Source organism: Paenibacillus sp. USHLN196, from assembly GCF_037144955.1.
GTDB classification, from domain to species: domain Bacteria; phylum Bacillota; class Bacilli; order Paenibacillales; family Paenibacillaceae; genus Paenibacillus; species Paenibacillus xylanexedens_C.
This window is the reverse complement of record NZ_JBBCYH010000005.1, coordinates 59,763-80,183: the sequence shown is the minus strand read 5'-3', so window position 1 is coordinate 80,183 and position 20,421 is coordinate 59,763. Positions and strand designations below refer to the sequence as shown.

Here is a 20,421-nt window from a genome sequence, read left to right as displayed (position 1 = left end):
ATAAATTAAAATTTATTTTAAGGAGGTGAACACATGACGCTGAAAGAGAGAACTCAGATTGTTATAAACGAACACGGGATTAAGAAATCATTTATAGCAAAGAAATTAGGAATTAGTAATGCGTTATTTTCACTTTTCATTAATGGTAAGCAACCTCTACAAAAACCTGAAATTTTGAAACTCGAAGAATTCATTGGTACTTATAAACTTAACTAATTAGGAGTGATTGATATGAATGCAGCTTTAAAACTACAGCCTGAATCATTTATTGAAAATAAAGGTATTAGAAACGAATACATAAACAAAACAGAAGTTCTTGATAAAGTTAAAAATATTATTGTACTCCCAGATAAAGTTCATATTGAGTCCAAAGAAGTGGCTAACTACTATGATGTAGATGTGTCAACCATTCGCCAAGTTAGAAATCGTCATAAAGAAGAGTTAGATCAAGATGGCGTAGTTACAATGGCTGGAATCGAGTTTAAAGATTATAAACAAAATATAGCGTTACACGGTGTCACGCTATCAGCAAAATCAAACATCACTCTCTTTACAAGAAAAGCCATGTTGCGTATCGGAATGCTTTTAAAGGATAGCGAAGTGGCTGTAAAAGTAAGAGATTATTTGCTTAAGGTAGAAGCGGTTGTGCCTGACGAGGTGAAAAATGAAATTTTGGGTAATTGGTCTGATGGCGATTTGCTTCTGATTGAACAGACAATCAATGAAGAATCAAACAAAGGAAACTCAAAAATGGGCGCACTTCGCCTAGCAGCCAAGAAACTAAATAGGAACGCTAATAATGTTCAACAAAAGTACTACCAAATAAAAAAGAAATATGGATCTCTACGGAATTACTTAGTGGAGAAGAATGTAATCTATTTAAACGCTCCAGAATACATCGTTAATCCGATTCAGAGTTTAGATGAACAACAGCAACCGGACATAGTACAGTCTCTTGTAGGTGAATTTGAAAAGGCTATGAGGATTGTCAGAGAAGACTCTAACTTGCAGTCTCAAATAAATGAGTTGAAGTTAGAAGTTAACGATCTAAAGAATCAACTTAAATTGAAAGAAGTTCTAATTGAAGGAAAAGATGCTCAACTGAACAACAAAACCAAGTTAAATAGTAAACTTAAAAAAGAAAAGTCTGTTTTAGAACATAAACTGAAATTCATCTCCCAGATCCTTAATAGTAGTAAAGTAGTTGATAATACTCAGGTAGAAATGCAAGAAACGAAGAAATATGTAATCAAAAATGGAGTTATTGAAACTAAGTAAAACCAGTCTTTCACAAAGATAAAGGAGTCCATATTGGGCTCTTTTTTGTTCTCAAAACACTCGAATGATGATACACTCTGTATACAAAGCGAAAAGGGGGATACGGCTTGCCAACACCGACTCAGAAGAAGTTTCAGAGATCAATGAACAAGATAGAACGACAATCATCAAAGAGGGGATCAGACAAGGTTTACAGCTACATCCAAGATAAGTACATAAGTGATTATTACGACAGAGAACCAAAGGCTAGAAAGCGCATTAAGAAGCTTCAGACATTCAAGTACATGACAATTGCCACAATTGCAGTCTTTTTCTTTATCTGCTTTGTCTTTGCACCATTCAATCGTTTTGCAGCTATACCATTTACGATTATGGTTAGTTCAGTCCCATTAATGCTATTTGGCATTATTCATCCTGCATTGGCCTTTATGGATGGCAGATCAAGGTTTACGGTTATATGGTTATATATCCTTGTTTTTATCGTCTCATTCATTGTGACAGGATTATCTTTAGGGGTTGAGATCCCAACAACAGAAACAGTCAACCAGCAGCCTTAACGGGCTGTTTTTGTTTTTGGTAAAACAAGACTTTTATCATGATTAACACTAAAATAATACTTGTATATGTATATTTATTGTTGTATAATTATAATCAGATAGAGATGATAATACATAGAGAGGTGTTAGGATTGAGTGCAAGAGATCTACTGAAAAGTCTCAAGGAAGATTATCTAATGAATGACAATTTAAATTGGGAAGAGAGAATGATCCTGAAGAGTAAAATCAGAAAAATTGAAGACAGATTGGGTATTCCATTGAACTTTAGATTCATGAGATAATAAAATTATGGAGGCGATAACATGATTAAGAAGAATAACGAAGGTACATTGCAAACAAATACAAAGTGCTATTGTGGTCAAAAACGATTCTCCCAAGGTGATGAATGTAAAAGTGTTGAAATGGACAACAAAGAATATGATTTCCATAGTGAGCATTGTATGAGTAAATTCATGAATGATTTTAGTGTTGATGAGATGACATTGATAAATACTAAATTCAAATGAAATTTTAATATGATCAAAAAATCCTCAGAAGGGAATGAGTAGAATGCAATTCAACTTTCCAGATGACGAACCAAAAGATGTCACTCCCACATGGATTGAGAATTGGTACAACGGGAAATACGGATATTGTGTTCAACTAATGACTGATGATGAAACTCAAGTAGGAGAGGCTTTTTACGGCTCTAAAGAGGGTGCTCTGCTAACAGAATCCGAATGGGAAAAGGAATACAATATTGATCACAAATACAGTTTAAAGAAGCGCAGGGAATATAGAAAACGGATTAAATCAACCTAAAGGTGATCAAATGTTACTTTGATAAAGAATGGAGACGCATAAATGAAAGATGTAGAAATCCACGATAGAAGCTCTGTGATTAACGATTGTTATGTAGACACCTATAACAGAGTACCGTCTGAAGATACTATTAAGAATATTCACGAACAGTTGCCCAGTGACATCAAACACTTAGCAGCCGAATGGGGATGGTTTGATACCGAAGTAAGGGAAAAGGTACTGGTTTGGATTAGAAATAGAAAATCAATTTAAAGTTACTTGTACATAAGAAAGAGGAGTCTGCCACTAAGCAGCTCCTTTTTTATTTCTTTTTGATTATTGAGTATATGGAGAGTATTAAAAGAATTAGCGCGCAAGTCAAAACAACATATACATACTCAATTAAATCTGTAAGAACATATATCAGATAAGCTATGAGGGCCAAGCAATTGCCTACTAGCCAGATAAACGTGCTTCTACTCATCTTCTTCAATCATGGACATTATCTCATTAACGTCAATATCTAATTCATTACAGATCTTCTCGACGGCTTCAAATGATATGTATACAGCTTCACCTTTGATGATATTACTTATGGTCACATGACGTAAACCAGTTCGTTTTGCAAGTTGTCTAGCAGACAAATCTTTACTTGCGAGTAGATTCCCTAAATGTACTTTTAAGCGTCGAGAAACCATTTACAATCCTCCTTACAAATTCAGTTGACAACAGACAGTAACTGGGTTAAATTTAGAACAGTGTTACTATTCGAGTAACAAAAAGAAGACATAACAAAAGCACCCTCATTATAGAGAGTGCTTAACTAGCAGTTGATTAAACTGGACTGTTAAGTATTATGAAGCACAAAAGTTAAATGACCTCCAAGGCAGCAAAGTAAAACATACATAAGGAGATTCATCTATGACAATAGAATCATTGTTCGATATTTTAGAGATCAGCGAAAAAGCTACAATATTAAAATCAAACATACGGACAATTCTGAAGACTCATGAAGAAACTGATGAGTTCTATTTGCGTCTAGATAATGATTATTCAGAGTTGAATATCCATAGAGTGTTGTATCAATTCAGAAAATTACATCAAAGTAATTCTATTGTAACTGATACAATATATCAAGAGTTTCAAGAAAATCCCGTAAAAACTTTGAGCGATCTATTCAACGAATCTATAACAGATTCTCATGTGCAACAGATGAAGCAATACGGGGTTATTTTTGGCGATCTGTTCAATTTGTGGAGTGAGAATAAAACAAATAGATTTGGAGTGGTGTTGGGTATACTAGCGAAAGTTTAATACCCTGTTTAAAACACAAAGATAATATTGACAATACATATAGTTAGATGTATAATTTGGGTATGAAGCAGAGGAAACAATGTATTGGAATTAGAAACACTATACTGGAAAATTAATTACATAAAGATAATATAATACAACGATTTCATTAAAACTAAGGGAGGTAACAAATATGGAAACAGGTATCATAACAAACTGTGCACGATGTGGACAAGGAATTAAGAATGTTTTTGAATTTGATGGCCAATCCTATGGCTCTGAATGTGTCCAAATCGTTTCAGGAATTAAAGTGTGGGAAATGGGAGATAGAAGAAATGTTAATGAATACATAGAATTTAAAGTAAAAAGACTATCCGAGTTGGAGGAGAGAGCAGAAAAAGAGAAAAAAGATAGAGATTTTTATTACAGTAAAAATGGATGGCTTATCGATTACCTTATGGATAAAGACAATAAACGATATTATCCAGCAAGTGGAATGGAAATTCGTATTCAGGAAAAAGGAATTTTCTACAGTATAGCAGAGCTTCTCTTCACAAAGGAAATTGAAGATATTTCTGATAGACAGTTTGAAATTGTGGCAGATATGTGGTCAAAGGAATTTGGAGGAAGAGCGGGGAGCAAAAAATATGATAAAGCGTGGGACAATTTTTGTGACAAATGTGGTATCGAGTAAGATTAATCAATTGCAACTGTGGCACATGTAAATAATCAAACATGTGCCCAACAACGATAAAACAACGATTCATACAGAAAAGGAGGATAAGGGTTGAATTTTAAACTTATTGAGGAACTGGACACCGACACTGATATTGACTGGTGGAACAGTAACAGGGAGAGAGTGAATTTAGTCATTAGATCGTTTAATGACTGGCAAACAACTCATAGGTTTGATGATTGGGAAGGTAAAGTAGTAATTGCCAAAGCTGAAGCCTGTGAACGTTATGGAGAAAGGTACGATTTCTCTAGTTGGCAATTTGAAATCCTTGATGACATTAAAGAATTTGTAAGAAGTAGTATAGCTGATTCTGAGTAAATACAGTATTTCACAAGGAGAGATAAAAAAATGTCTAATGAAAAGTGGATTGGTGAAAAGGATGACACAAGTGGAAGTTACTATGAGCGAGGAACGCCAGAATTGAGAATCCGTAAAGGCGGCAGGACTAACTCAAAGAGACTGTATAGATTTGAGAGTAGATTTAATGAGACTTATTACATAACAGAACCAGAGGTCATTGATGTAATTGAAAATTTATTGAAGATTGAAGATTGCGGTGTAGAGATGGTTGAATATTTGTACAGTTTAGTAATTCGTAAATTTGGAGCAATTGAATTTATCACTATGATAGGACATAAGATTTCTGAACAGCGTAACGAAGGATATTTACAAGGAAAAGCAGCAAAACAAAAAGAGATAATTAAGGCACTGGGGTTAGGTTGAAAGTTAATCAAAGCAGGATTTGATCGAGAAAAGGAGGTACGGATTTAAAATGAAACGACAGGTAGGAGATAAAGTTTATATCAACCCTTATGCCCAAGTAACCGGAATTATCATAGGGCGAAAAGATAGCGGCTATGAAGATTACGGTGGATATGATTATAAGATTAAATTACATATTCCTTATGTAGACAAAGATACAGTTTATACTGCTAACTTTGATCTAGTGGAGAAGTATTGGTGGCAGTTCTTTAATGACGATGAATTGGATTTATTAGATCGAAACTATAAATTATTTTCTTAATAAAACAGTTATTTTACAAGGAGGTAAAGCAATGAAATCTTTTGGATTGACTGATAACTACAGCAATTATCATGTGATTGAATCAGAATTGCCTGAAGAAATATTCAGCGACACACTGTATGCATTCAATTGTAAATACTATGAAGAATTTCAAGATGGATATGCAAATAAAGAAGTTAGAAATGAAGCACTAAACAGGCTAGTTAGTCATATAGAGGCTATGGGTTTTAAAACGAGACTGATCCAGCCCATAGCAGAATATTCTATGTGGGTCTGGGATTGAGATAAAAGTTGAATATCACTTAGAAAGCTGGTGTCAAATGGGAGATATCCAACATAAGATTAAAGAAATTGCTGAGAGATATGGATTGGCTTATGATCCAGACCAACAAAATACGCAAGTAGAACAACAAGATGGAAACATAAAAGAGATTGTAGATAAAGATTGGAAAGATTTATTTAAATCAGAGGAATAAACATAGATAAAGGAGAGAATTCAAAATGAATGCACAATTGATGCAAGAAGCTATGATCTTAATGGACAAAGCTAAGAAATATGATGAGTTAATTGCCTTTCCAGAGAGAAAACTTGAAATGCATTGTTCTTTTTGCGGCAAGGGTCAATCAGAAGTGGTAAGAATGGTAGCATCAAAACAGGCAAGTATCTGTGATGAATGTATAGAGATATGCAAAGAAATTTTAGATGAGGGAGACGATCGCGATGGGATTACTGAAGGAACTAACAGAAATGAGCCGTGAAGAGTTACTAGAGCTATTTGATAGTAATATGAAGAACAACAAACAAGAGCACGATTTAGCCGTTAAAATAGGCTCTTTTGGAGTTTCACCAAGCTACCTGAGTAGATATATTGAAGCTACTGAGAAGATTAAATCATATGAAGAAATATAATAGATACATAAAAGGGGAGAATTGATATGAATTATATGGACTTTTTATCGCCTCAAGAAAGGCTTACTTATGAAAACGCTCTGTCAACTGTTGAAATGATAGAAGAACTAATCAATTTAAGATACGAAAATAGGGAACTAACAAAAAGATTAAATGATCGAGACAACTACATAGATGGATTGTATAAGAATAGTATTGGTCAAATGGGGAGTTTGCTGTCAGGATTAATTGATACGTCAAAGAGTTTATGAAAGTCTGATTTTATATTGATCATTAAGACCTATTTTCATATAGGTAAAATGGAAAATATTTAAAGACATTAGTCACCCTTTACTATATAATTAGCTGAGATAAATAGTACATTAGGAGGTAGTGTTTTGAAGTTACTAAGAATTTTAGCATGGATATTCTTGCCTTTCATCATTATTGCTGTCTCGTGGAAGAAACTTGGCAAGGTTGCAAGAATCGGCGGTGCTATATGGGCTGGCTTAGTTTTATTGATTATTGTGATACCTACCGAGGAAAAGCCAAACGTGACGGCAACGGGTGAAACAGAAAAAGTAGCCACGCAAGAAAAAGTGCCAGAAGTGGAAAAGGCGGTTGCAGTGGTTGATAAAGGTACAGCTAAGTCAGATGAGGAAGCGGAAAAGCTAGAAAAAGAAAAGAAGGCTAAAGAAGAAGCCGAGCTAAAAGCCAAAAATGCTGCTACTAAAAAAGCCCATCAAAAAGAAGTGCTAGCATTTGAAAAATCCGTTTACGCATTAGAAGAAACTATGTCTCCAATTATGAGTACATACCAAGAAGCAATGACTGGTTTGGGAAATGGTACTGTTGATATTTATACCGTATATGAAGCAACAGAAAATGCGAAGAAAGCTGCTGATCACTTGCAGTCTAAGTTTTATAATTTAGAGGTTCCAGAAGGTCTCCCTAAAGATGTAAAAACGAAGTTAAATGGAGCCACTTCTGATTTAAGTACAGCTTACTACTCTAAAGGTAAGGCATTCGATGCTGTTCTTGAATTCTTAGATGATCAAAAGCCAAGTCATATGTCTAAGTTTAAAGATGAAATTGCCATGTCCGATTCATTTGTTATGAATGGAATTCTGAAGATAATGGAAGCCAAAGAAGCTGTGAGATTAAAGTTGGATGCTAAATAGTTTTGATTTTAGAGGGAGTGTCGATAAAGGGCATTCCCTTTTTTCTGCATAAGTACCTCATGAAAGATTAATTTTACCCAGAAGATCATCCAGTGTTAGAATAGATATATAGACAACTTAGAATTTACTGGATGGTGGATGCTATGAGTAAAACTCTCGTCAAGTGCTTAAGAGATGGTTGTAAGAACTACAGAAATGAGAACTCTCCTATGGGACTATGTTACCAATGTAGGGAGTACCTGATTGATACTGCTCGAATAATTAGAAGTACAACAAAAGCAGAACACAAATCAAAGGCTGATATGATGCAGTACGAATACAATGTTTGCAGTATTAAGGGTTGCAAAAAGAGGTCGTTTATGAGAAATAGATGCAAGAAGCATTATATTGAGTTTATGAAAACCAATACTAATTGAGTATAACTGTAGATGCCAAAAGCATCTCTTTTCTTTTTTTAAAAGACAAAGATAATACTTTACAAATAAAGATCGATAGTATACAATAAGATTATCAAATAGAAGAGGTGATCACATTGTATCAAGTGGTTGTCATTGAGAAGATTCTTGGTATAGTTACAGAGAATACATATGGATTTCCAACTGAAGAACAGCGTGACATGTTTATGGAATTGTGTGAGGATGATGACGTATTTGTTTTTCAAAGAGATTTGATTGCAGTTTAAATGAATCTATAATTTGATCAAGATATTTAAAGGGGGAGTATTGTGAACAAAGAAAAACTAATTGATCAATTGAGAGAGGATTTCCCCAGCAGACGATACTTTGATTGTATGGGATGTGATAATTCATTCTCAACTGATGACAATAGATTGCACTGCATGATTAAAGATAGAATTGTGGAAGAAGATGAGCTTTGCGAACAATTCGGATAGGAGAGATATATGTCAAATTTAAATCTAGCAATCAAGATAGCAGCGGAAGCGCACGTTGGTCAAATTGATAAGGCAGGAGATCCGTACATTCTCCATCCATTGAGGGTTATGATGCAGTTTGATACTGAAGCAGAGCGAATTGTGGGTGTACTGCATGATGTTTTAGAGGATACGTATATTAAGGAGAAAGATTTATTGGATTTAGGGTTCACTGAAGAAATCGTTGAGGCAATAAAGAGTGTGACTCGAAATAGATTATCTCCGGGTAGAATGGAGAATTATTGGGACTTCATTCGAAGAGCAAGACTGAATCCTATTGGGGTGAAAGTTAAGCTTGCCGATGTAAAAGACAATATGGATTGGAGTAGAATTCCAAACCCAAAAGAAGAAGATATGAAGCGTATGCAAAAATATCAACAAGCATATCTGATGCTGATAGAATACATAAAATGATCCTTTTACTTAAACCATAAATGGAGGTAATCGAATGGAGCTCTTCGGCATCAAGGTCTTAGAGTCTAACTGGATAGACATTAATGAAGAAAGTATTCAATACAATGAAGTGGAATTTCTTTTAGAATCTTTAGCTAAGTACAATGATATGACAATTGAAATTCAAAACGATTGGAAATTAAAAGTCTGGAACGGTGATAATGAAGTTATTGATGAGTTCTATTTAATAGAAAATGATGAGTTCAGGGAAAAACTTTATCGGAAGTATCCATTATGATTGCGAAGGAGAGACGCTCACATGGCTATTTATAAAGTAAAGTATTATAAGGAATGCGAACACATAATGGAAGTTGAAGCGCGCAGTGAAGAAGAAGCGATAAATAAATATAAAGATTTCGATTGCATAAATGACTATGAGGTACAAGGTATATCTGAAGAAGTGATTTCGATAGAAAGGTTTAAATGAATTGAATATTTTATTTAAAAAGGAGAAGGAACATTATGAAATCTGTAATTACTCAAGAACACGTGGATGAGTTTAGCAAAATTCTTGAATTAGAGGGTAGCATTATCCGTCTTTATAGGAATGGGGACAATGTTGTAGATATTGTTTTGTCAGATAGTCAATACATCAAAAATTTCATTGTGAACCCCACTAAAGATTTTTATAAAAAACTAGAAAACTTTTTTGCTCACAAGAAAATTTATGAGTTGAGTTACAACAACACAGGTAACTGTTTTTGGACGTTCGAATAAATAGATTATTTTACAAGGAGATGAATTTTTATGGGCAAAGAATTTTTGAGTTACAAGGAACAATTCAAGGAGATTCTAAATAATGAAGAAATAGATCGCATTGAAAACAGGGAACTTAGAGAAATTAGAATGAAGTACTGGCATTTGCGACACGAAGCTTTTCGCGATGAAAACAATATATCTGATAAAGATTTGGGTAAAGTTTTAGATGTGTTAAAGCGCAAAGAGATAGAAGAAATAAAGCAATTCAGATAAGGATGTTAAACAACATGGAAGGAGTTGTCATTATGAATATTAAGCAATTAGAGAAACTTATAGACGATAGGCACTGGAGAAATAGTCCCGTCATGATGGGGATTATTTCACTTCTAAAGAAGCAACAGAAAGAGATAGAGGTATTAAAAAAGAACAATCCTCTTTGTCATAATTGTAGAAGCAGAGAGGAGCGAATTTAATTGCAAATGGATAAAGAAGTTCCCACTGATACAGTATCGAAAAGAGGCTGGCACAGTGTAGGATACACTCCAAGCTTCACATATTGCCCAAATTGTAATAAATCTATAGGTTGGCATCCAAAAGAAGATAGATGTTGGAGCTGCAATCAGAAGCTTATCTGGAAGTAAGTAAAAGGATTCTTTCATGGGGAGATGAAAAAAGTTGATTTGGAATGTTAAGAAACTAACATTAGACGAACGATTGAAGCAAGCAGAGGAAAACGGATATACACCAGTAAAGATTTATGATAAAGATGATTACTTCTTTATACTAAGGGATGCAAGTTTGAAGATTGGTTCGATCATTAGAGATTCATTGGAAAATCAGTATAAGATTATGTTCTTCTATAATGGACGTATCTGCGCAAAGGACTATGAATGAAAGAAGTATTTTAAAGGAAGGGGAGTAGTAATAATGCCTGTGTTATATCAACATTGGAGGTTCTCAGTGGCCGAGTGTTACGGTGTAACAACTGGAGAGCGAGAAACTTGGTACTGTAAACATTGCCAGCGTAAACTAGTTGTTATGTCTTATAGAGGAAAAAGGAATGACAACACGCTAGAGAAACCTTGTCGCTGTTTAAGTAAGTAAAATAAGTCTTTTTAAGGAAATCAATAAACACAAAAATAATATATAACAATAAAGGAGAAAATGAAATGAACACATACAATATCATCGTAAACAATGAGGTAATCGAAACAGTAGAAGAACAAGGGCGCTGTAAAAATACTATTGCTCACATCCTCATGGACAGAGTGTACTCGCTGACCATGGATCTAAAACAGGCTGTAGATGTTCGTATCGCTCAGACAGGGGAAGCTTACTACTACAGTGTATAAACGAGGTAAACGTCTTCCAGACGGATCTATGTGGGTACAAGACCATGATGGTAGGTGGATGAGCTTAAAAGAGGCTGCTGAAATATATAGCAGAGATCAGAATACATATTCGAAGGCGAGAGGATAACCCTCCGTCTTTTTTATACACAAAGATAATATTGACAAATATATAATAATTGTGATAAGATGATATCAGTTAAGAAAGCAACATATTACTGTAACTGGCAACGATGTGATGGAGCGGAATTACATAAAATATAATAAGAGGTGAATCCATTTGATGATACCCGTAATTGATATTGTGACAGATGAAGTTAAAACTGTGAATGCTTCTGATATTGCATACGTTCGAAGGACTGGATTAAACGGATCAATGATAAATTTAGTTGCCAACAACACTGAATACAGAATGTTAAACAATGTTGAGATATTAAGATATCTAAATGATCAGGAATTACTCGTAAAATCTGATTGGTCAACGTACATTAATCCTACAAAAGTAAAGAAATTAGACAAAGAGCTCCTGATGGCAGAATTTGAAAGTGGAAAGCAAGCAAGTGTATCAAAGATGCATATAAATAGGATAGAGAAACTTTTAGATAAATCTGAGTAGTGTATAAGTGGTCGCTGCTATATAATTAAGTTAATGATATAGTGGCACATACATATGGTTGTGAAAGGTTTATTTCATCAGAACTTAATAGAATGAGGAGGATTAGCATGAAACCATATAGTAAGATTACATCTAGGGGATACCAAAATGAAATAGATGAAACAGAAAAGGCAATACTAGAAGCTGTTGAATTAAATGGGGCAGTTACTTTACAAGGATTTGAAAGCGAAGAAGCGGTTAGAGAGTTTATTTCCAAGTTTCCAAAATACATTAAACTGAAATTGAGCTCGATAGAGAGTGATTATGACTATGCTGAATATGGCATCAGAAGCGTAAAGAATACAAGAAAGAAGTGGGATGAATTCCACACTTATGGCGTTATACTTGAGATATCTTCATTGAATGCTGTGACTGGTGATAAAAACGAAGCTGGCCTAAAAAGAGCGAAAGGCTTCACATCTCAGTTATTGAAAATGAACCTTATTCAAGGAGAAAATTAATATGAATGATCAAATGCCGACATGGACAGACGTTTGGTTTGATTGGAACATCCGTTTATGGTGTGTACAAGTTAAAAATGATGATGGAACTCAATTTGAAATGGAATCGGAGTATTGTTCATCCAAAGAGCAAGTAGAAGACTACGATAAATATTTTCGTGATAAGTACAATATTGATCTGAAATATAGTAAAAAGAAGAGAAAAGAATATAAAGATAACTTAAAGTTGATCAAATAACTATTTCATCTGAAGAGGGGGAGTATATATTATTACTCAATCGATATGGGTATTTGTGACATGTATATCTTTAATCATAGGATTGCTATTAATTAAGAATTTTAGAAACATAGAAGATGAGGGTTTTAAATTTGCATATAGGCTATGCATAGGTTTTACCTTACTCGGAGGCTTTGGTTGTGGGTTATTAGGAATAATTCTTAAATCCTACAATCTTTTGGGTAACAGTTGGTAAAGATCTGATCAAATGACTGTTTCATTTTGTTAAATTAGATTAAGGAGATAGCACAATGCCATATAACATTAGTCAATGGCGGCAAAGAATGCGACATCGTACAGATATGAGCACTTATGTCTACCATTTAACTAGAAAAACCGATTCAATGTCTGTCGTAGATGTTCTTCTAAAAATTTTAAAAGAAAGAAAGCTAATTGGTAGCACTACTTCATCTGGTTTTGTAATTGGTCAGAATCCAGCCGTATGTTTTCAAGATGTTCCACTCAGTAGCTTGTGCCAGAACACTTTATATGAAGAGATGTATAGAAAGGAACTCGGGGGCAAAGTTCGATATCAACCTGTGGGTTTGGGTTTCACAAAAAAGAATATTTTTCATAAGGGTGGCCGACCAGTAATTTATGAAGCTTCTGTTATAGCAAAAAGGATTTTACCAGAAGATGAGTGGTGGAGGATTGTAAACTTCCATATAGGGGACGCAAATAATATGCAAGATTGGACTCACGAAAGAGAGTGGAGAGTTAAGGGTGACATGACATTTCAATTGTACGAAGCTACTGTTCTATTAACTAAGGGGGAGCAATACCGAGAATTTATGGAAAAAGCCGATAAAGAAATACTAAGTAGTATATCAGGGGTGGTTGTTTTAGATCCTGTATTAAGTTGATAACCTGTAAAATGGCTATTTCAAAGAGAGTGGGGATAACAAATGAACATAAAAAGAGGTTATTCCTACCTTATCAACAGTAGTACTAAAAACAACGGCAGAAAGTGTATAGTGCTTGACTTTTTAGAGGGTGATATGGTGAAGATTAAATTTATGGATACAGGAAGAGTGGGAAAGTCTAAATTGAAAGATCTTCAAGAAATAACTACGGTGAGCAAAGAAGATAAAATCATACAGTTACATAGAAAAAAGTATGAGATTAACATGCTCATTGAGAAGGAACAGGAAGAAATTAAAGCAATCAACAGACGAATTGAGAATTATAAGCTCGATTTATTGTGTTGTGAGAATGAATTGAATAATTTGTAATTTGGATTCTTGCAAGTATAGGGGGGATTGAAATGTTCTACAGTAAAAAACTAATTAGTATCTCTGATCTATTAACTAAGGATAAAGATGAACGTAGAAAAAGATTGAAATTCTTGTTCAGAATTGTCGGGTTGCCAGCGATCTTTTTAACAATTTTACTTCTGATGCCTTTAACAATTCCTGTAGGCATGGAGGATGTAGTGGTTGGTTTCAGTTGCATTACTGTATTAGCAGCTCTCTATGTGATTTTCAAATAGATTAGAGTCAGTAAAGGATGTGTTTCACGGGGAGGGATATGCGACCATGACAGATAAGATCAACCTATACGTTGACGACCTCAGAGACTGTCCAGATGGCTTTGTGGTCGCTCGTACATACTACGAAGCAATACATATCCTTGAGAGTAGAGAGGTGGCTATTCTTACATTAGACCATGATCTGGGTGAAGATGTAGATGGTGTAGAATTACCTAATGGATATGACTTGGTGAAGCACTTCTGTGAACACGGAATGAGGGTAGATAAGATATACATACACACCGATAACCCAGTTGGGAGACAGAACATGTATGAGACTCTGTTAGCAGCTCAACGAAGAGAGTTCATTGCAGAGGATATTGAGGTCTATCATTATCCGATAACGGTGAATAAGTATTCAGGATAAAATAAGGAGGAATTATAGTGTCTAAAGTTGATCAATTATCAGTAAAAGCAAAAGCAAGCCTATTTCATTATATCGATGTATATATTCGTGAAAGATTGGGTTTCCTCCAAAGTGATTATAATGATTCTGATATCGATGCAATTTATGCCAAGATCGTGTGGAGATATAAAAATATCGCTCCCAGAAAAGACTCAGATTATATTGCCGAAATCAAAAATCAAATCAACGACTCGGATGAGTTCAATATTGACTTAAAAGAACATGTTCTTTCTTGGGTAGAACACAGACCCACTACTGAGAGACATGATTTTTATAAGTCTTTGTGTTTACAGTATGGTTTGGATGTAAAACAAATGATTCGCCCAGAACACTTAGAGGGTAGAATCGCTAAGATAATTAAAACAAATGGCGCCAGTCAGGACTATCGATGAAAGGCATGCTTCATCGAATCTTTAGTTCTAAAAAAGAGTGGGGGAACATTTTGAAATTAACCAATCCTTGGAGTAAAAGAAGATTAAGTAGACGGGAAAAATTAGGACGTTTCTTGGCGCAACAAATATCTCGCATTGAAATTAAGGAACAAGATCGAAATAATTTACTATCATGTTTTTATTGGAGCAAAAAGGGTTCAATACTAAATAAAGGTGAGGTTTCCATTCCGAAAGGTACTGAGGTAGACTTATTATCCATAGCGGCTGCCGAGATAGTACCAGTAGAAAAGTTAGTAGACTTAAAAAACGGATTGAAAAAGTTAATTCATCAGTATCGTCCAGAATTGAACATTAATAATCTCGATTATATTGATGAATTTTGTGATAATGTAGCAAGTAACATTCATGGAAACCGATGGAGTAACCTAGGCTACATAAAATTCAGGGGAGACACGGAGATAGGCAGCTTTATAGATCGTGTCAACATACAGGCGACACAAGTTACATCTTCAATTGTGGTTGTAAACTTTTTGATAAATCCTTCTTCCAAATATTTATCCAACTTAACGGATTTGATCCAGAATAATGTTAAAGGAGAATTGATATTCAAACCCAAAATTAAGGGGTTTTTTAAATATTGGAATAGCTCAACTCTACCTCCTGAGATTGTAAAAAGAAGAATGCTAGAAGATCAAATTTTAGAATTAAAATGGAAATTATTTAATACGATTAGTGATTATATCCCAGCTTTCTTTTATAAAAACAACATTGTAGCTCCGAGTTTGTTGTTGTATAGAATTAAACAGAAATCTGATATACCTGAGAAAAATTATTTTTGGCCTTCGGTTGGATTAAAAAATGGACGTAATTATAGTCTATCAGAAGATAAAATGTGGTATCTCCACGAAGAATATTTTGACGGACTCGACGACTCTCTTAATATTTTATATAATGCAAGTGACGATGAGCACTTCGAAAAACAAAATGTTGATTTTATTATTCATAAAGCAGATGACTTTGTTAGGTCTATACTGCCAATGCTGACAGTCAAAAGATACACCCTTTTTATAAGTGAAAAGATTGCTTTGTTTCGAGTTAGTTCATATAACTCAATGTCCATTAAAAAGATCAACTATAAAAACATAATAAATCTCAGACTAGAACTAGAGCGGGACATTCATATGTTTAACAGGATCAAAGACGAATTCGAGGCAGACTATAACTATTATTCAAAACTTCAAACAGAAAGTTTCGACAAGCTCTTGTTTGAATATACGGTCAATTTAATTAATAAAACGGATGATCATGCAAAATCATTAACTAGACAATTTGACAGTACTATTCAATTAGCAACTCTACAGACAAATTTTTCTTTACAGAGGAAAACTGTAGCTTTAACAATTGCAACTATTTTTTTAGCGTTAGTTGCAATTTATCTAACGTACTATCAGATATCTCATAACACAACTGAACATTTATTTGATTTTTGGACGAAATATTAAATTGTTGTGTGTATAGAAAAATACAATGAAGTGTAGATTTTAAATAGAGACAATATTAAAACCCACCAATTAAATGGCGGGTTTTTTGTTTTGTTCAAATAGTCCTAGCTCAGCAGCTTTGGACAATAATAATGAAAGGGCTTCTTTATTTGCCGCAGCATCTAAATGCCTTTCAGAACGTCTAGCATTGATTTCTGACGATACGTTCTGTATCTTCTTACTAATTATACTCTTCTGTATCTCAACGCGCTGTAGATCATCCTTAAGAGTCAGAAGGCATGAGATAATGCTATCAATTGATAGCTCATCATGAGAATACGATTTTTTGTAATTGTTTTTTATTTTATATGTCTTTGCCTCAGCAATACTTTCGATATATCTATGCCTAACAGCTGAATTCCATCTAAATCCACAGGCAGCAGAAGTCCTACTAAGTTTTGAGCCTACATCTTCAAAGGCTTTTAATTGAGTTTTTCCTGATTTAATGTACATTAGTACTGTGCTAGCTAATAAGTTATCATCATCGACATTCCACTCATCTTTTCTTTTCATTTAAACACCCCAACTTGATTTGATTAGTCTTAATACCATATATATCCTAAAAGTCAATAGGTTATTCGCTCACCCACGCAATATTTTAGTCGGCTACTAAAAGTTCTTGACAGAACAAACGTTCCGTATTGTTTTAATTTTATAATACAACTATAATACTTATATAGAACATACAGTTTAAAAACACATTGAATGTGGTACATATAGATTATAGAAGATAATAGATAATAAGGAGTGTTAAAGATGGCAGTAGCAATGGAGCGAATGATGAAGGATGTAAAGCGCTTAGATATGTGGAATGTGAACTTGGGTAGAAACAAAGGAAGCGTACAGAGCGGAGAAAGACCATGCGTAGTATTAGGAAATGACATGGGTAACAAATATAGTCCAGTAGTAATTGTTGCACCAGTCACGAGCAGAGTTAAAAAACCTATGCCCACACACGTAAAAGTAGAAAAAGAAGAGATTGGGCTATATGACGACAGTATCATTTTGTTGGAACAGATAATGACTGTATCAAAAGATCAACTTGATTTTAAGATTGCAGAACTACCTAGACACTTTGGGAATGCAATTAACAAAGCACTGCAGCTATCTCTTTCATTGTAATTTTTTACCGCTTGTCACATACCATTGACACAAATATAATTTGAATACTATTGTTAAGGTAGGTGGAGCATGAAGAGATACTGGTTAATGAAGCTTGTAGATTACGATAAAGAGTTGAAAGTTGAAACTTGGAAGTGTCTCAATTTAGGAACTGAAAAGCCACATGAACTAAATAATTTTTTGTTTAATGGCTATAGAATTTACGACATACAAGAGAATAAAGTAGTAAAAACAAATTTAGATTTACATAAGTGGTTAAATGATAAAAGTCTCTAATTGAGGCTTTTTCTTATTTTGCAAAGGGTTGAATTGTGTAGTATATTCATAATAGTTTCTTAACATATTTCCTCGAAATTATAGCACTTTGATATTGATACATGTATTATTTTTAACTATATGTGCTATAATGTTTATTAGAGGTGAGTACATATGAAAGTAGATCGTAACATTATTGAAAAAGAAGTATTAGAGAATTTAAAGTTGATTCAAAATTCAAGACAAAAACAATATGAACTTAATTTAAAACTTGCTGATTATAATGTGCCTTTTGGTATGGTGCAAAAAATCTCACAAAACGAAGAAGTAATATCTGAATTTGATGTACACCATTTGATAGGTATTGTTTCTGCAATGTATGATGCTGACAATTCAAATCCTAACCCAGAAACTTATTTTGGTGTAAGAGAGATAAGAGATGCGGAACGTACATTAAAAGATAAAGATCTCGATAAGTTATATTTACCACACACATTTAAAGAGGTCATTGAAATTAAGTTTGATAGTTATATAACTAAAATAAATATTAAAGAATTAGTAAAAATGGTCGATAGTCAACTCATTATTTATGAAGAAGAGACTCAGCGCGGAGTAACCTATAAGGAAAATAAATCAGGTGGAATAGTTAAAACTCCTATTGTTAACAAGGCAAGTGTGAAAAGAATTGCATCTAAAGTGTCTGAAAATCAATACTTTGAGGACATGATTACTCTGAACGTGTACTCAACTGAGGTTGAGCCTGTTAGTTATGACACAAACTCTAAATCATTAACCATTAATGATGGTGCAATAGTGTCTATACTAGATGGATTCCATCGCTTACAAGGGTTCATCGCTGCTGTTAGTCTAAATCCAGACGTTGAATTAAACGAAATATTATCAATTAGAGTATATGACTATGAGACTGCAAAACGTTTTTTTAGTCAGTTAAATACAATTAATGTTTTAAATAAAGAAAGAAGAAAAGAATTAGCACAAGAAAGATTGTCTGATAAAGTAGTAGCAGACCTTCAGCGTAAGTCTGAAATCGGAAAGCAAATTGCTTCAGGCAGTATGGTTAGTGATTTAGCTGGAGATCTAACAACTTTTGATATTATGTCATACGCAATTGATCGTTCCTATACAATTGAAAGACAATTAGATGTTATAAAGATATCTAAGTATCTAAACGAGTTTTTTGTTTATCTCGTGGGTAGTTACCCCAATGAGTTTTCAAAGAACTTTAATGAAAGAAAAAATGAGTTCATGAGTCATCCACTAATGTTTATTGGCTACATTGTATTGTCACGATATATGCAAGACAATGAAATTGATTTTGATGAAATAGAGAAGTATATTGATACTATTGGTAAAAATGCCGATGAATTTGTGCCACTTTTGAATGCAAAGAAATCACTTACGGGCAATAAAAGAATTCGTGAGAAACTTTTTGATTATTTTGTAAATGTTTTTGGAGGCGATAAGAGTGAATAAAATATATGACGAAGAATTCTTTAATAAAGAACAAAAAGACAGATATCTTCAAAATTTAAGCGATGCTACTAAAAAGGCATATGGTCGAGTACTAAAGAGAGTTTCAATAATGGAAAAAAAGCTAGATAAAGATCTATATGATTTTAATCTTCAAGAAATATCGCAATTTCTATATTTACTAAAGTCTACAAAAGTGTCATCTTTGCAACAGGCTGGGAGTATTATCAACAACTACATAGGTTGGGCCATAGAACAAGACTTACGTAAAGATAATATTAATCCACTAAATGCGGTAACATCTTTTGAATGGTATAGTCAGTTTGTGGATGATAGTCGACAAACTTTATTTACTGAAGAGGATATAGAAAACGTAGTAGAAGGCTGCTTAAACTTCCAAGATAAAGCCGTGGTTCAAGCATTATTTGAAGGTATAATGGGACGAGAGAATAGTGAATTACTTAACATGAAAATGGAACATATAATTGAGACAAATGAAATAGATAAATATAAGATAAAATTATTTAACGAATCTCGTGATGGTCAAGAAATCAGAGAGATAATTATTTCAGGATATCTGTATAATATCCTCAGGATAGCAAATAAAGAAGATAAATATATTAAGAACAATGGAAATTTAGTACCGAGTACAAAAGTTACTCATAATAATTTAATAGATAATGACTATATTATTAGATCCGCTGTGAATTCTAGTATCAAACAAGGCGTTGATGAACCAGCATCAATTTATTTAGTAACAATGAGACTATCTAAGATTGCTGAGTGGCACAACCTACCCCTTCTAACTATTGTTAATGTTCGAAATAGCGGAATGCTTAAGATGGCAAAGGATCTATATGTTGAACGTGGGAAGCTGGAAGAAGAAGAATACAGTATTGTTTGTGATCATTACAACATTAAAAAGGATAAAAATGGCCTGTATCATTACGGTTCCATGAAGTCAGAATTTTTGAATGTCCCAACAATTAAAAAAGTGTACAACCTTTAAAGAATAGAGTGCAAACTTTATTCTTTTTTTGTTGTTTTAACTGTTGACTCTTGATAGAGGCCATGTTATATTTAAATCAAGAAATACATATTATCTTTGTGTTATAAACTACAT

At 33.8% G+C, this 20,421-nt stretch carries 42 protein-coding genes; 40 read left to right on the top strand and 2 right to left on the bottom strand.

Annotated elements, in window-relative coordinates; translation table 11 throughout:
• Window positions 1-33: 33 nt before the first annotated feature.
• From WFI24_RS13645 to WFI24_RS13620, 6 genes are all read left to right on the top strand, one after another.
• Window positions 34-216: a hypothetical protein gene (locus WFI24_RS13645; protein ID WP_336761546.1), complete on the top strand. Its 183-nt coding sequence runs from the start codon at window positions 34-36 to the stop codon at window positions 214-216.
• Window positions 217-231: 15 nt separating this feature from the next.
• Window positions 232-1,278 (top strand): hypothetical protein, encoded by a 1,047-nt coding sequence (locus WFI24_RS13640; protein ID WP_336761545.1) that lies wholly within the window; start codon window positions 232-234, stop codon window positions 1,276-1,278.
• A gap of 107 nt (window positions 1,279-1,385) precedes the next feature.
• Window positions 1,386-1,835, top strand: coding sequence for a hypothetical protein (locus tag WFI24_RS13635; RefSeq protein WP_336761543.1), 450 nt, complete (start codon window positions 1,386-1,388; stop codon window positions 1,833-1,835).
• A 302-nt stretch (window positions 1,836-2,137) separates the two neighbouring features.
• A complete protein-coding gene (locus tag WFI24_RS13630; protein ID WP_336761541.1) occupies window positions 2,138-2,341 on the top strand; it encodes a hypothetical protein in 204 nt (67 codons plus the stop codon).
• 43 nt (window positions 2,342-2,384) lie between these two features.
• Window positions 2,385-2,636 (top strand): hypothetical protein, encoded by a 252-nt coding sequence (locus tag WFI24_RS13625; protein ID WP_336761538.1) that lies wholly within the window; start codon window positions 2,385-2,387, stop codon window positions 2,634-2,636.
• A gap of 42 nt (window positions 2,637-2,678) precedes the next feature.
• Window positions 2,679-2,888, top strand: coding sequence for a hypothetical protein (locus WFI24_RS13620; RefSeq protein WP_336761536.1), 210 nt, complete (start codon window positions 2,679-2,681; stop codon window positions 2,886-2,888).
• A gap of 203 nt (window positions 2,889-3,091) precedes the next feature.
• Here the strand turns inward: WFI24_RS13620 and WFI24_RS13615 are convergent, their stop codons facing one another.
• Complete coding sequence (locus tag WFI24_RS13615; protein ID WP_336761534.1) at window positions 3,092-3,313, bottom strand: helix-turn-helix domain-containing protein; 222 nt, start codon at window positions 3,311-3,313, stop codon at window positions 3,092-3,094.
• Between the two features lie 223 nt (window positions 3,314-3,536).
• On the opposite strand from WFI24_RS13615, the gene WFI24_RS13610 reads away from it, so the two are divergent.
• The 30 genes from WFI24_RS13610 to WFI24_RS13465 all read left to right on the top strand — a co-directional run bounded on the left by WFI24_RS13610 (window position 3,537) and on the right by WFI24_RS13465 (window position 16,391).
• Entirely contained in the window at window positions 3,537-3,929 is a 393-nt protein-coding gene (locus tag WFI24_RS13610; RefSeq protein WP_336761532.1) for a hypothetical protein, read from the top strand.
• A gap of 172 nt (window positions 3,930-4,101) precedes the next feature.
• Entirely contained in the window at window positions 4,102-4,602 is a 501-nt protein-coding gene (locus tag WFI24_RS13605) for a hypothetical protein (RefSeq protein ID WP_336761531.1), read from the top strand.
• A gap of 93 nt (window positions 4,603-4,695) precedes the next feature.
• Entirely contained in the window at window positions 4,696-4,962 is a 267-nt protein-coding gene (locus tag WFI24_RS13600; RefSeq protein WP_336761529.1) for a hypothetical protein, read from the top strand.
• A 30-nt stretch (window positions 4,963-4,992) separates the two neighbouring features.
• Window positions 4,993-5,367 carry a hypothetical protein gene (locus WFI24_RS13595; protein WP_336761528.1) on the top strand — a complete coding sequence of 125 codons (375 nt, stop codon included), beginning with the start codon at window positions 4,993-4,995 and terminating at the stop codon, window positions 5,365-5,367.
• A 49-nt stretch (window positions 5,368-5,416) separates the two neighbouring features.
• The gene (locus WFI24_RS13590; RefSeq protein WP_336761526.1) at window positions 5,417-5,668 is read left to right on the top strand and encodes a hypothetical protein; all 252 of its coding nucleotides are present in this window, start codon (window positions 5,417-5,419) and stop codon (window positions 5,666-5,668) included.
• Between the two features lie 31 nt (window positions 5,669-5,699).
• A complete protein-coding gene (locus WFI24_RS13585) occupies window positions 5,700-5,951 on the top strand; it encodes a hypothetical protein (protein WP_336761525.1) in 252 nt (83 codons plus the stop codon).
• A 37-nt stretch (window positions 5,952-5,988) separates the two neighbouring features.
• Window positions 5,989-6,144, top strand: a complete 156-nt coding sequence (locus WFI24_RS13580; protein WP_336761523.1) for a hypothetical protein — start codon at window positions 5,989-5,991, stop codon at window positions 6,142-6,144.
• A 25-nt stretch (window positions 6,145-6,169) separates the two neighbouring features.
• Window positions 6,170-6,427, top strand: coding sequence for a ClpX C4-type zinc finger protein (locus WFI24_RS13575; RefSeq protein ID WP_336761522.1), 258 nt, complete (start codon window positions 6,170-6,172; stop codon window positions 6,425-6,427).
• Window positions 6,417-6,578, top strand: coding sequence for a hypothetical protein (locus WFI24_RS13570; protein ID WP_336761521.1), 162 nt, complete (start codon window positions 6,417-6,419; stop codon window positions 6,576-6,578). The genes WFI24_RS13575 and WFI24_RS13570 overlap by 11 nt, the downstream gene beginning before the upstream one ends.
• A 26-nt stretch (window positions 6,579-6,604) precedes the next feature.
• A complete protein-coding gene (locus WFI24_RS13565; protein ID WP_336761519.1) occupies window positions 6,605-6,829 on the top strand; it encodes a hypothetical protein in 225 nt (74 codons plus the stop codon).
• Window positions 6,830-6,955: 126 nt separating this feature from the next.
• A complete protein-coding gene (locus tag WFI24_RS13560; RefSeq protein ID WP_336761518.1) occupies window positions 6,956-7,738 on the top strand; it encodes a hypothetical protein in 783 nt (260 codons plus the stop codon).
• A 532-nt stretch (window positions 7,739-8,270) separates the two neighbouring features.
• Window positions 8,271-8,420 (top strand): hypothetical protein, encoded by a 150-nt coding sequence (locus WFI24_RS13555; protein ID WP_336761517.1) that lies wholly within the window; start codon window positions 8,271-8,273, stop codon window positions 8,418-8,420.
• Window positions 8,421-8,462: 42 nt separating this feature from the next.
• Window positions 8,463-8,630 carry a hypothetical protein gene (locus WFI24_RS13550; RefSeq protein WP_336761515.1) on the top strand — a complete coding sequence of 56 codons (168 nt, stop codon included), beginning with the start codon at window positions 8,463-8,465 and terminating at the stop codon, window positions 8,628-8,630.
• Between the two features lie 9 nt (window positions 8,631-8,639).
• Window positions 8,640-9,083, top strand: coding sequence for a GTP pyrophosphokinase (locus tag WFI24_RS13545; protein WP_336761513.1), 444 nt, complete (start codon window positions 8,640-8,642; stop codon window positions 9,081-9,083).
• A gap of 34 nt (window positions 9,084-9,117) precedes the next feature.
• Window positions 9,118-9,360, top strand: a complete 243-nt coding sequence (locus tag WFI24_RS13540) for a hypothetical protein (RefSeq protein ID WP_336761511.1) — start codon at window positions 9,118-9,120, stop codon at window positions 9,358-9,360.
• Between the two features lie 21 nt (window positions 9,361-9,381).
• Complete coding sequence (locus WFI24_RS13535; RefSeq protein WP_336761509.1) at window positions 9,382-9,549, top strand: hypothetical protein; 168 nt, start codon at window positions 9,382-9,384, stop codon at window positions 9,547-9,549.
• A gap of 35 nt (window positions 9,550-9,584) precedes the next feature.
• Window positions 9,585-9,839, top strand: coding sequence for a hypothetical protein (locus tag WFI24_RS13530; RefSeq protein WP_336761507.1), 255 nt, complete (start codon window positions 9,585-9,587; stop codon window positions 9,837-9,839).
• A 30-nt stretch (window positions 9,840-9,869) separates the two neighbouring features.
• Window positions 9,870-10,094, top strand: coding sequence for a hypothetical protein (locus WFI24_RS13525; RefSeq protein ID WP_336761505.1), 225 nt, complete (start codon window positions 9,870-9,872; stop codon window positions 10,092-10,094).
• Window positions 10,095-10,126: 32 nt separating this feature from the next.
• The gene (locus WFI24_RS13520) at window positions 10,127-10,294 is read left to right on the top strand and encodes a hypothetical protein (protein ID WP_336761503.1); all 168 of its coding nucleotides are present in this window, start codon (window positions 10,127-10,129) and stop codon (window positions 10,292-10,294) included.
• Between the two features lie 202 nt (window positions 10,295-10,496).
• Window positions 10,497-10,715: a hypothetical protein gene (locus tag WFI24_RS13515; RefSeq protein ID WP_336761501.1), complete on the top strand. Its 219-nt coding sequence runs from the start codon at window positions 10,497-10,499 to the stop codon at window positions 10,713-10,715.
• Window positions 10,716-10,990: 275 nt separating this feature from the next.
• Entirely contained in the window at window positions 10,991-11,173 is a 183-nt protein-coding gene (locus WFI24_RS13510) for a hypothetical protein (protein ID WP_110894719.1), read from the top strand.
• Window positions 11,174-11,453: 280 nt separating this feature from the next.
• Window positions 11,454-11,786, top strand: coding sequence for a LytTR family transcriptional regulator DNA-binding domain-containing protein (locus WFI24_RS13505; protein ID WP_336762235.1), 333 nt, complete (start codon window positions 11,454-11,456; stop codon window positions 11,784-11,786).
• 107 nt (window positions 11,787-11,893) lie between these two features.
• The gene (locus WFI24_RS13500) at window positions 11,894-12,286 is read left to right on the top strand and encodes a hypothetical protein (protein ID WP_336761499.1); all 393 of its coding nucleotides are present in this window, start codon (window positions 11,894-11,896) and stop codon (window positions 12,284-12,286) included.
• A gap of 1 nt (window position 12,287) precedes the next feature.
• Window positions 12,288-12,524, top strand: a complete 237-nt coding sequence (locus tag WFI24_RS13495) for a hypothetical protein (RefSeq protein WP_336761497.1) — start codon at window positions 12,288-12,290, stop codon at window positions 12,522-12,524.
• 290 nt (window positions 12,525-12,814) lie between these two features.
• Entirely contained in the window at window positions 12,815-13,426 is a 612-nt protein-coding gene (locus tag WFI24_RS13490; protein ID WP_336761496.1) for a DUF2971 domain-containing protein, read from the top strand.
• A gap of 42 nt (window positions 13,427-13,468) precedes the next feature.
• Window positions 13,469-13,795 carry a hypothetical protein gene (locus WFI24_RS13485; protein ID WP_336761494.1) on the top strand — a complete coding sequence of 109 codons (327 nt, stop codon included), beginning with the start codon at window positions 13,469-13,471 and terminating at the stop codon, window positions 13,793-13,795.
• Between the two features lie 32 nt (window positions 13,796-13,827).
• On the top strand, window positions 13,828-14,052 hold the full coding sequence (locus tag WFI24_RS13480; protein ID WP_336761492.1) for a hypothetical protein: 225 nt from the start codon (window positions 13,828-13,830) through the stop codon (window positions 14,050-14,052).
• A gap of 46 nt (window positions 14,053-14,098) precedes the next feature.
• Window positions 14,099-14,458 carry a cyclic-phosphate processing receiver domain-containing protein gene (locus tag WFI24_RS13475; protein WP_336761490.1) on the top strand — a complete coding sequence of 120 codons (360 nt, stop codon included), beginning with the start codon at window positions 14,099-14,101 and terminating at the stop codon, window positions 14,456-14,458.
• Window positions 14,459-14,475: 17 nt separating this feature from the next.
• Window positions 14,476-14,889, top strand: a complete 414-nt coding sequence (locus WFI24_RS13470) for a hypothetical protein (protein WP_336761488.1) — start codon at window positions 14,476-14,478, stop codon at window positions 14,887-14,889.
• 50 nt (window positions 14,890-14,939) lie between these two features.
• Window positions 14,940-16,391: a hypothetical protein gene (locus WFI24_RS13465; protein WP_336761486.1), complete on the top strand. Its 1,452-nt coding sequence runs from the start codon at window positions 14,940-14,942 to the stop codon at window positions 16,389-16,391.
• A gap of 69 nt (window positions 16,392-16,460) precedes the next feature.
• On the opposite strand, the gene WFI24_RS13460 is transcribed toward WFI24_RS13465, so the two are convergent.
• Window positions 16,461-16,943 carry a hypothetical protein gene (locus WFI24_RS13460; RefSeq protein ID WP_336761484.1) on the bottom strand — a complete coding sequence of 161 codons (483 nt, stop codon included), beginning with the start codon at window positions 16,941-16,943 and terminating at the stop codon, window positions 16,461-16,463.
• 243 nt (window positions 16,944-17,186) lie between these two features.
• On the opposite strand from WFI24_RS13460, the gene WFI24_RS13455 reads away from it, so the two are divergent.
• From WFI24_RS13455 to WFI24_RS13440, 4 genes are all read left to right on the top strand, one after another.
• Window positions 17,187-17,552, top strand: coding sequence for a type II toxin-antitoxin system PemK/MazF family toxin (locus tag WFI24_RS13455; RefSeq protein WP_110894699.1), 366 nt, complete (start codon window positions 17,187-17,189; stop codon window positions 17,550-17,552).
• A gap of 87 nt (window positions 17,553-17,639) precedes the next feature.
• Window positions 17,640-17,828, top strand: coding sequence for a hypothetical protein (locus tag WFI24_RS13450; RefSeq protein WP_336761480.1), 189 nt, complete (start codon window positions 17,640-17,642; stop codon window positions 17,826-17,828).
• Window positions 17,829-17,981: 153 nt separating this feature from the next.
• A complete protein-coding gene (locus WFI24_RS13445; protein ID WP_336761478.1) occupies window positions 17,982-19,301 on the top strand; it encodes a DNA sulfur modification protein DndB in 1,320 nt (439 codons plus the stop codon).
• Complete coding sequence (locus WFI24_RS13440; RefSeq protein WP_336761476.1) at window positions 19,294-20,307, top strand: phage lytic cycle repressor MrpR family protein; 1,014 nt, start codon at window positions 19,294-19,296, stop codon at window positions 20,305-20,307. Before WFI24_RS13445 ends, WFI24_RS13440 begins: the two co-directional genes overlap by 8 nt.
• The last annotated feature ends 114 nt before the right edge of the window (window positions 20,308-20,421 follow it).

Bases quoted from the DNA above. Each gene is read 5' to 3' on its own strand.
- WFI24_RS13645 (WP_336761546.1), top strand. From the start codon at position 34: ATGACGCTGAAAGAGAGAACTCAGATTGTTATAAACGAACACGGGATT.
- WFI24_RS13640 (WP_336761545.1), top strand. From the start codon at position 232: ATGAATGCAGCTTTAAAACTACAGCCTGAATCATTTATTGAAAATAAA.
- WFI24_RS13630 (WP_336761541.1), top strand. From the start codon at position 2,138: ATGATTAAGAAGAATAACGAAGGTACATTGCAAACAAATACAAAGTGC.
- WFI24_RS13625 (WP_336761538.1), top strand. From the start codon at position 2,385: ATGCAATTCAACTTTCCAGATGACGAACCAAAAGATGTCACTCCCACA.
- WFI24_RS13620 (WP_336761536.1), top strand. From the start codon at position 2,679: ATGAAAGATGTAGAAATCCACGATAGAAGCTCTGTGATTAACGATTGT.
- WFI24_RS13615 (WP_336761534.1), bottom strand. From the start codon at position 3,313: ATGGTTTCTCGACGCTTAAAAGTACATTTAGGGAATCTACTCGCAAGT.
- WFI24_RS13610 (WP_336761532.1), top strand. From the start codon at position 3,537: ATGACAATAGAATCATTGTTCGATATTTTAGAGATCAGCGAAAAAGCT.
- WFI24_RS13605 (WP_336761531.1), top strand. From the start codon at position 4,102: ATGGAAACAGGTATCATAACAAACTGTGCACGATGTGGACAAGGAATT.
- WFI24_RS13595 (WP_336761528.1), top strand. From the start codon at position 4,993: ATGTCTAATGAAAAGTGGATTGGTGAAAAGGATGACACAAGTGGAAGT.
- WFI24_RS13590 (WP_336761526.1), top strand. From the start codon at position 5,417: ATGAAACGACAGGTAGGAGATAAAGTTTATATCAACCCTTATGCCCAA.
- WFI24_RS13585 (WP_336761525.1), top strand. From the start codon at position 5,700: ATGAAATCTTTTGGATTGACTGATAACTACAGCAATTATCATGTGATT.
- WFI24_RS13580 (WP_336761523.1), top strand. From the start codon at position 5,989: ATGGGAGATATCCAACATAAGATTAAAGAAATTGCTGAGAGATATGGA.
- WFI24_RS13575 (WP_336761522.1), top strand. From the start codon at position 6,170: ATGAATGCACAATTGATGCAAGAAGCTATGATCTTAATGGACAAAGCT.
- WFI24_RS13570 (WP_336761521.1), top strand. From the start codon at position 6,417: ATGAGCCGTGAAGAGTTACTAGAGCTATTTGATAGTAATATGAAGAAC.
- WFI24_RS13565 (WP_336761519.1), top strand. From the start codon at position 6,605: ATGAATTATATGGACTTTTTATCGCCTCAAGAAAGGCTTACTTATGAA.
- WFI24_RS13545 (WP_336761513.1), top strand. From the start codon at position 8,640: ATGTCAAATTTAAATCTAGCAATCAAGATAGCAGCGGAAGCGCACGTT.
- WFI24_RS13540 (WP_336761511.1), top strand. From the start codon at position 9,118: ATGGAGCTCTTCGGCATCAAGGTCTTAGAGTCTAACTGGATAGACATT.
- WFI24_RS13535 (WP_336761509.1), top strand. From the start codon at position 9,382: ATGGCTATTTATAAAGTAAAGTATTATAAGGAATGCGAACACATAATG.
- WFI24_RS13530 (WP_336761507.1), top strand. From the start codon at position 9,585: ATGAAATCTGTAATTACTCAAGAACACGTGGATGAGTTTAGCAAAATT.
- WFI24_RS13525 (WP_336761505.1), top strand. From the start codon at position 9,870: ATGGGCAAAGAATTTTTGAGTTACAAGGAACAATTCAAGGAGATTCTA.
- WFI24_RS13520 (WP_336761503.1), top strand. From the start codon at position 10,127: ATGAATATTAAGCAATTAGAGAAACTTATAGACGATAGGCACTGGAGA.
- WFI24_RS13510 (WP_110894719.1), top strand. From the start codon at position 10,991: ATGAACACATACAATATCATCGTAAACAATGAGGTAATCGAAACAGTA.
- WFI24_RS13505 (WP_336762235.1), top strand. From the start codon at position 11,454: ATGATACCCGTAATTGATATTGTGACAGATGAAGTTAAAACTGTGAAT.
- WFI24_RS13500 (WP_336761499.1), top strand. From the start codon at position 11,894: ATGAAACCATATAGTAAGATTACATCTAGGGGATACCAAAATGAAATA.
- WFI24_RS13495 (WP_336761497.1), top strand. From the start codon at position 12,288: ATGAATGATCAAATGCCGACATGGACAGACGTTTGGTTTGATTGGAAC.
- WFI24_RS13490 (WP_336761496.1), top strand. From the start codon at position 12,815: ATGCCATATAACATTAGTCAATGGCGGCAAAGAATGCGACATCGTACA.
- WFI24_RS13485 (WP_336761494.1), top strand. From the start codon at position 13,469: ATGAACATAAAAAGAGGTTATTCCTACCTTATCAACAGTAGTACTAAA.
- WFI24_RS13480 (WP_336761492.1), top strand. From the start codon at position 13,828: ATGTTCTACAGTAAAAAACTAATTAGTATCTCTGATCTATTAACTAAG.
- WFI24_RS13475 (WP_336761490.1), top strand. From the start codon at position 14,099: ATGACAGATAAGATCAACCTATACGTTGACGACCTCAGAGACTGTCCA.
- WFI24_RS13460 (WP_336761484.1), bottom strand. From the start codon at position 16,943: ATGAAAAGAAAAGATGAGTGGAATGTCGATGATGATAACTTATTAGCT.
- WFI24_RS13455 (WP_110894699.1), top strand. From the start codon at position 17,187: ATGGCAGTAGCAATGGAGCGAATGATGAAGGATGTAAAGCGCTTAGAT.
- WFI24_RS13450 (WP_336761480.1), top strand. From the start codon at position 17,640: ATGAAGCTTGTAGATTACGATAAAGAGTTGAAAGTTGAAACTTGGAAG.
- WFI24_RS13445 (WP_336761478.1), top strand. From the start codon at position 17,982: ATGAAAGTAGATCGTAACATTATTGAAAAAGAAGTATTAGAGAATTTA.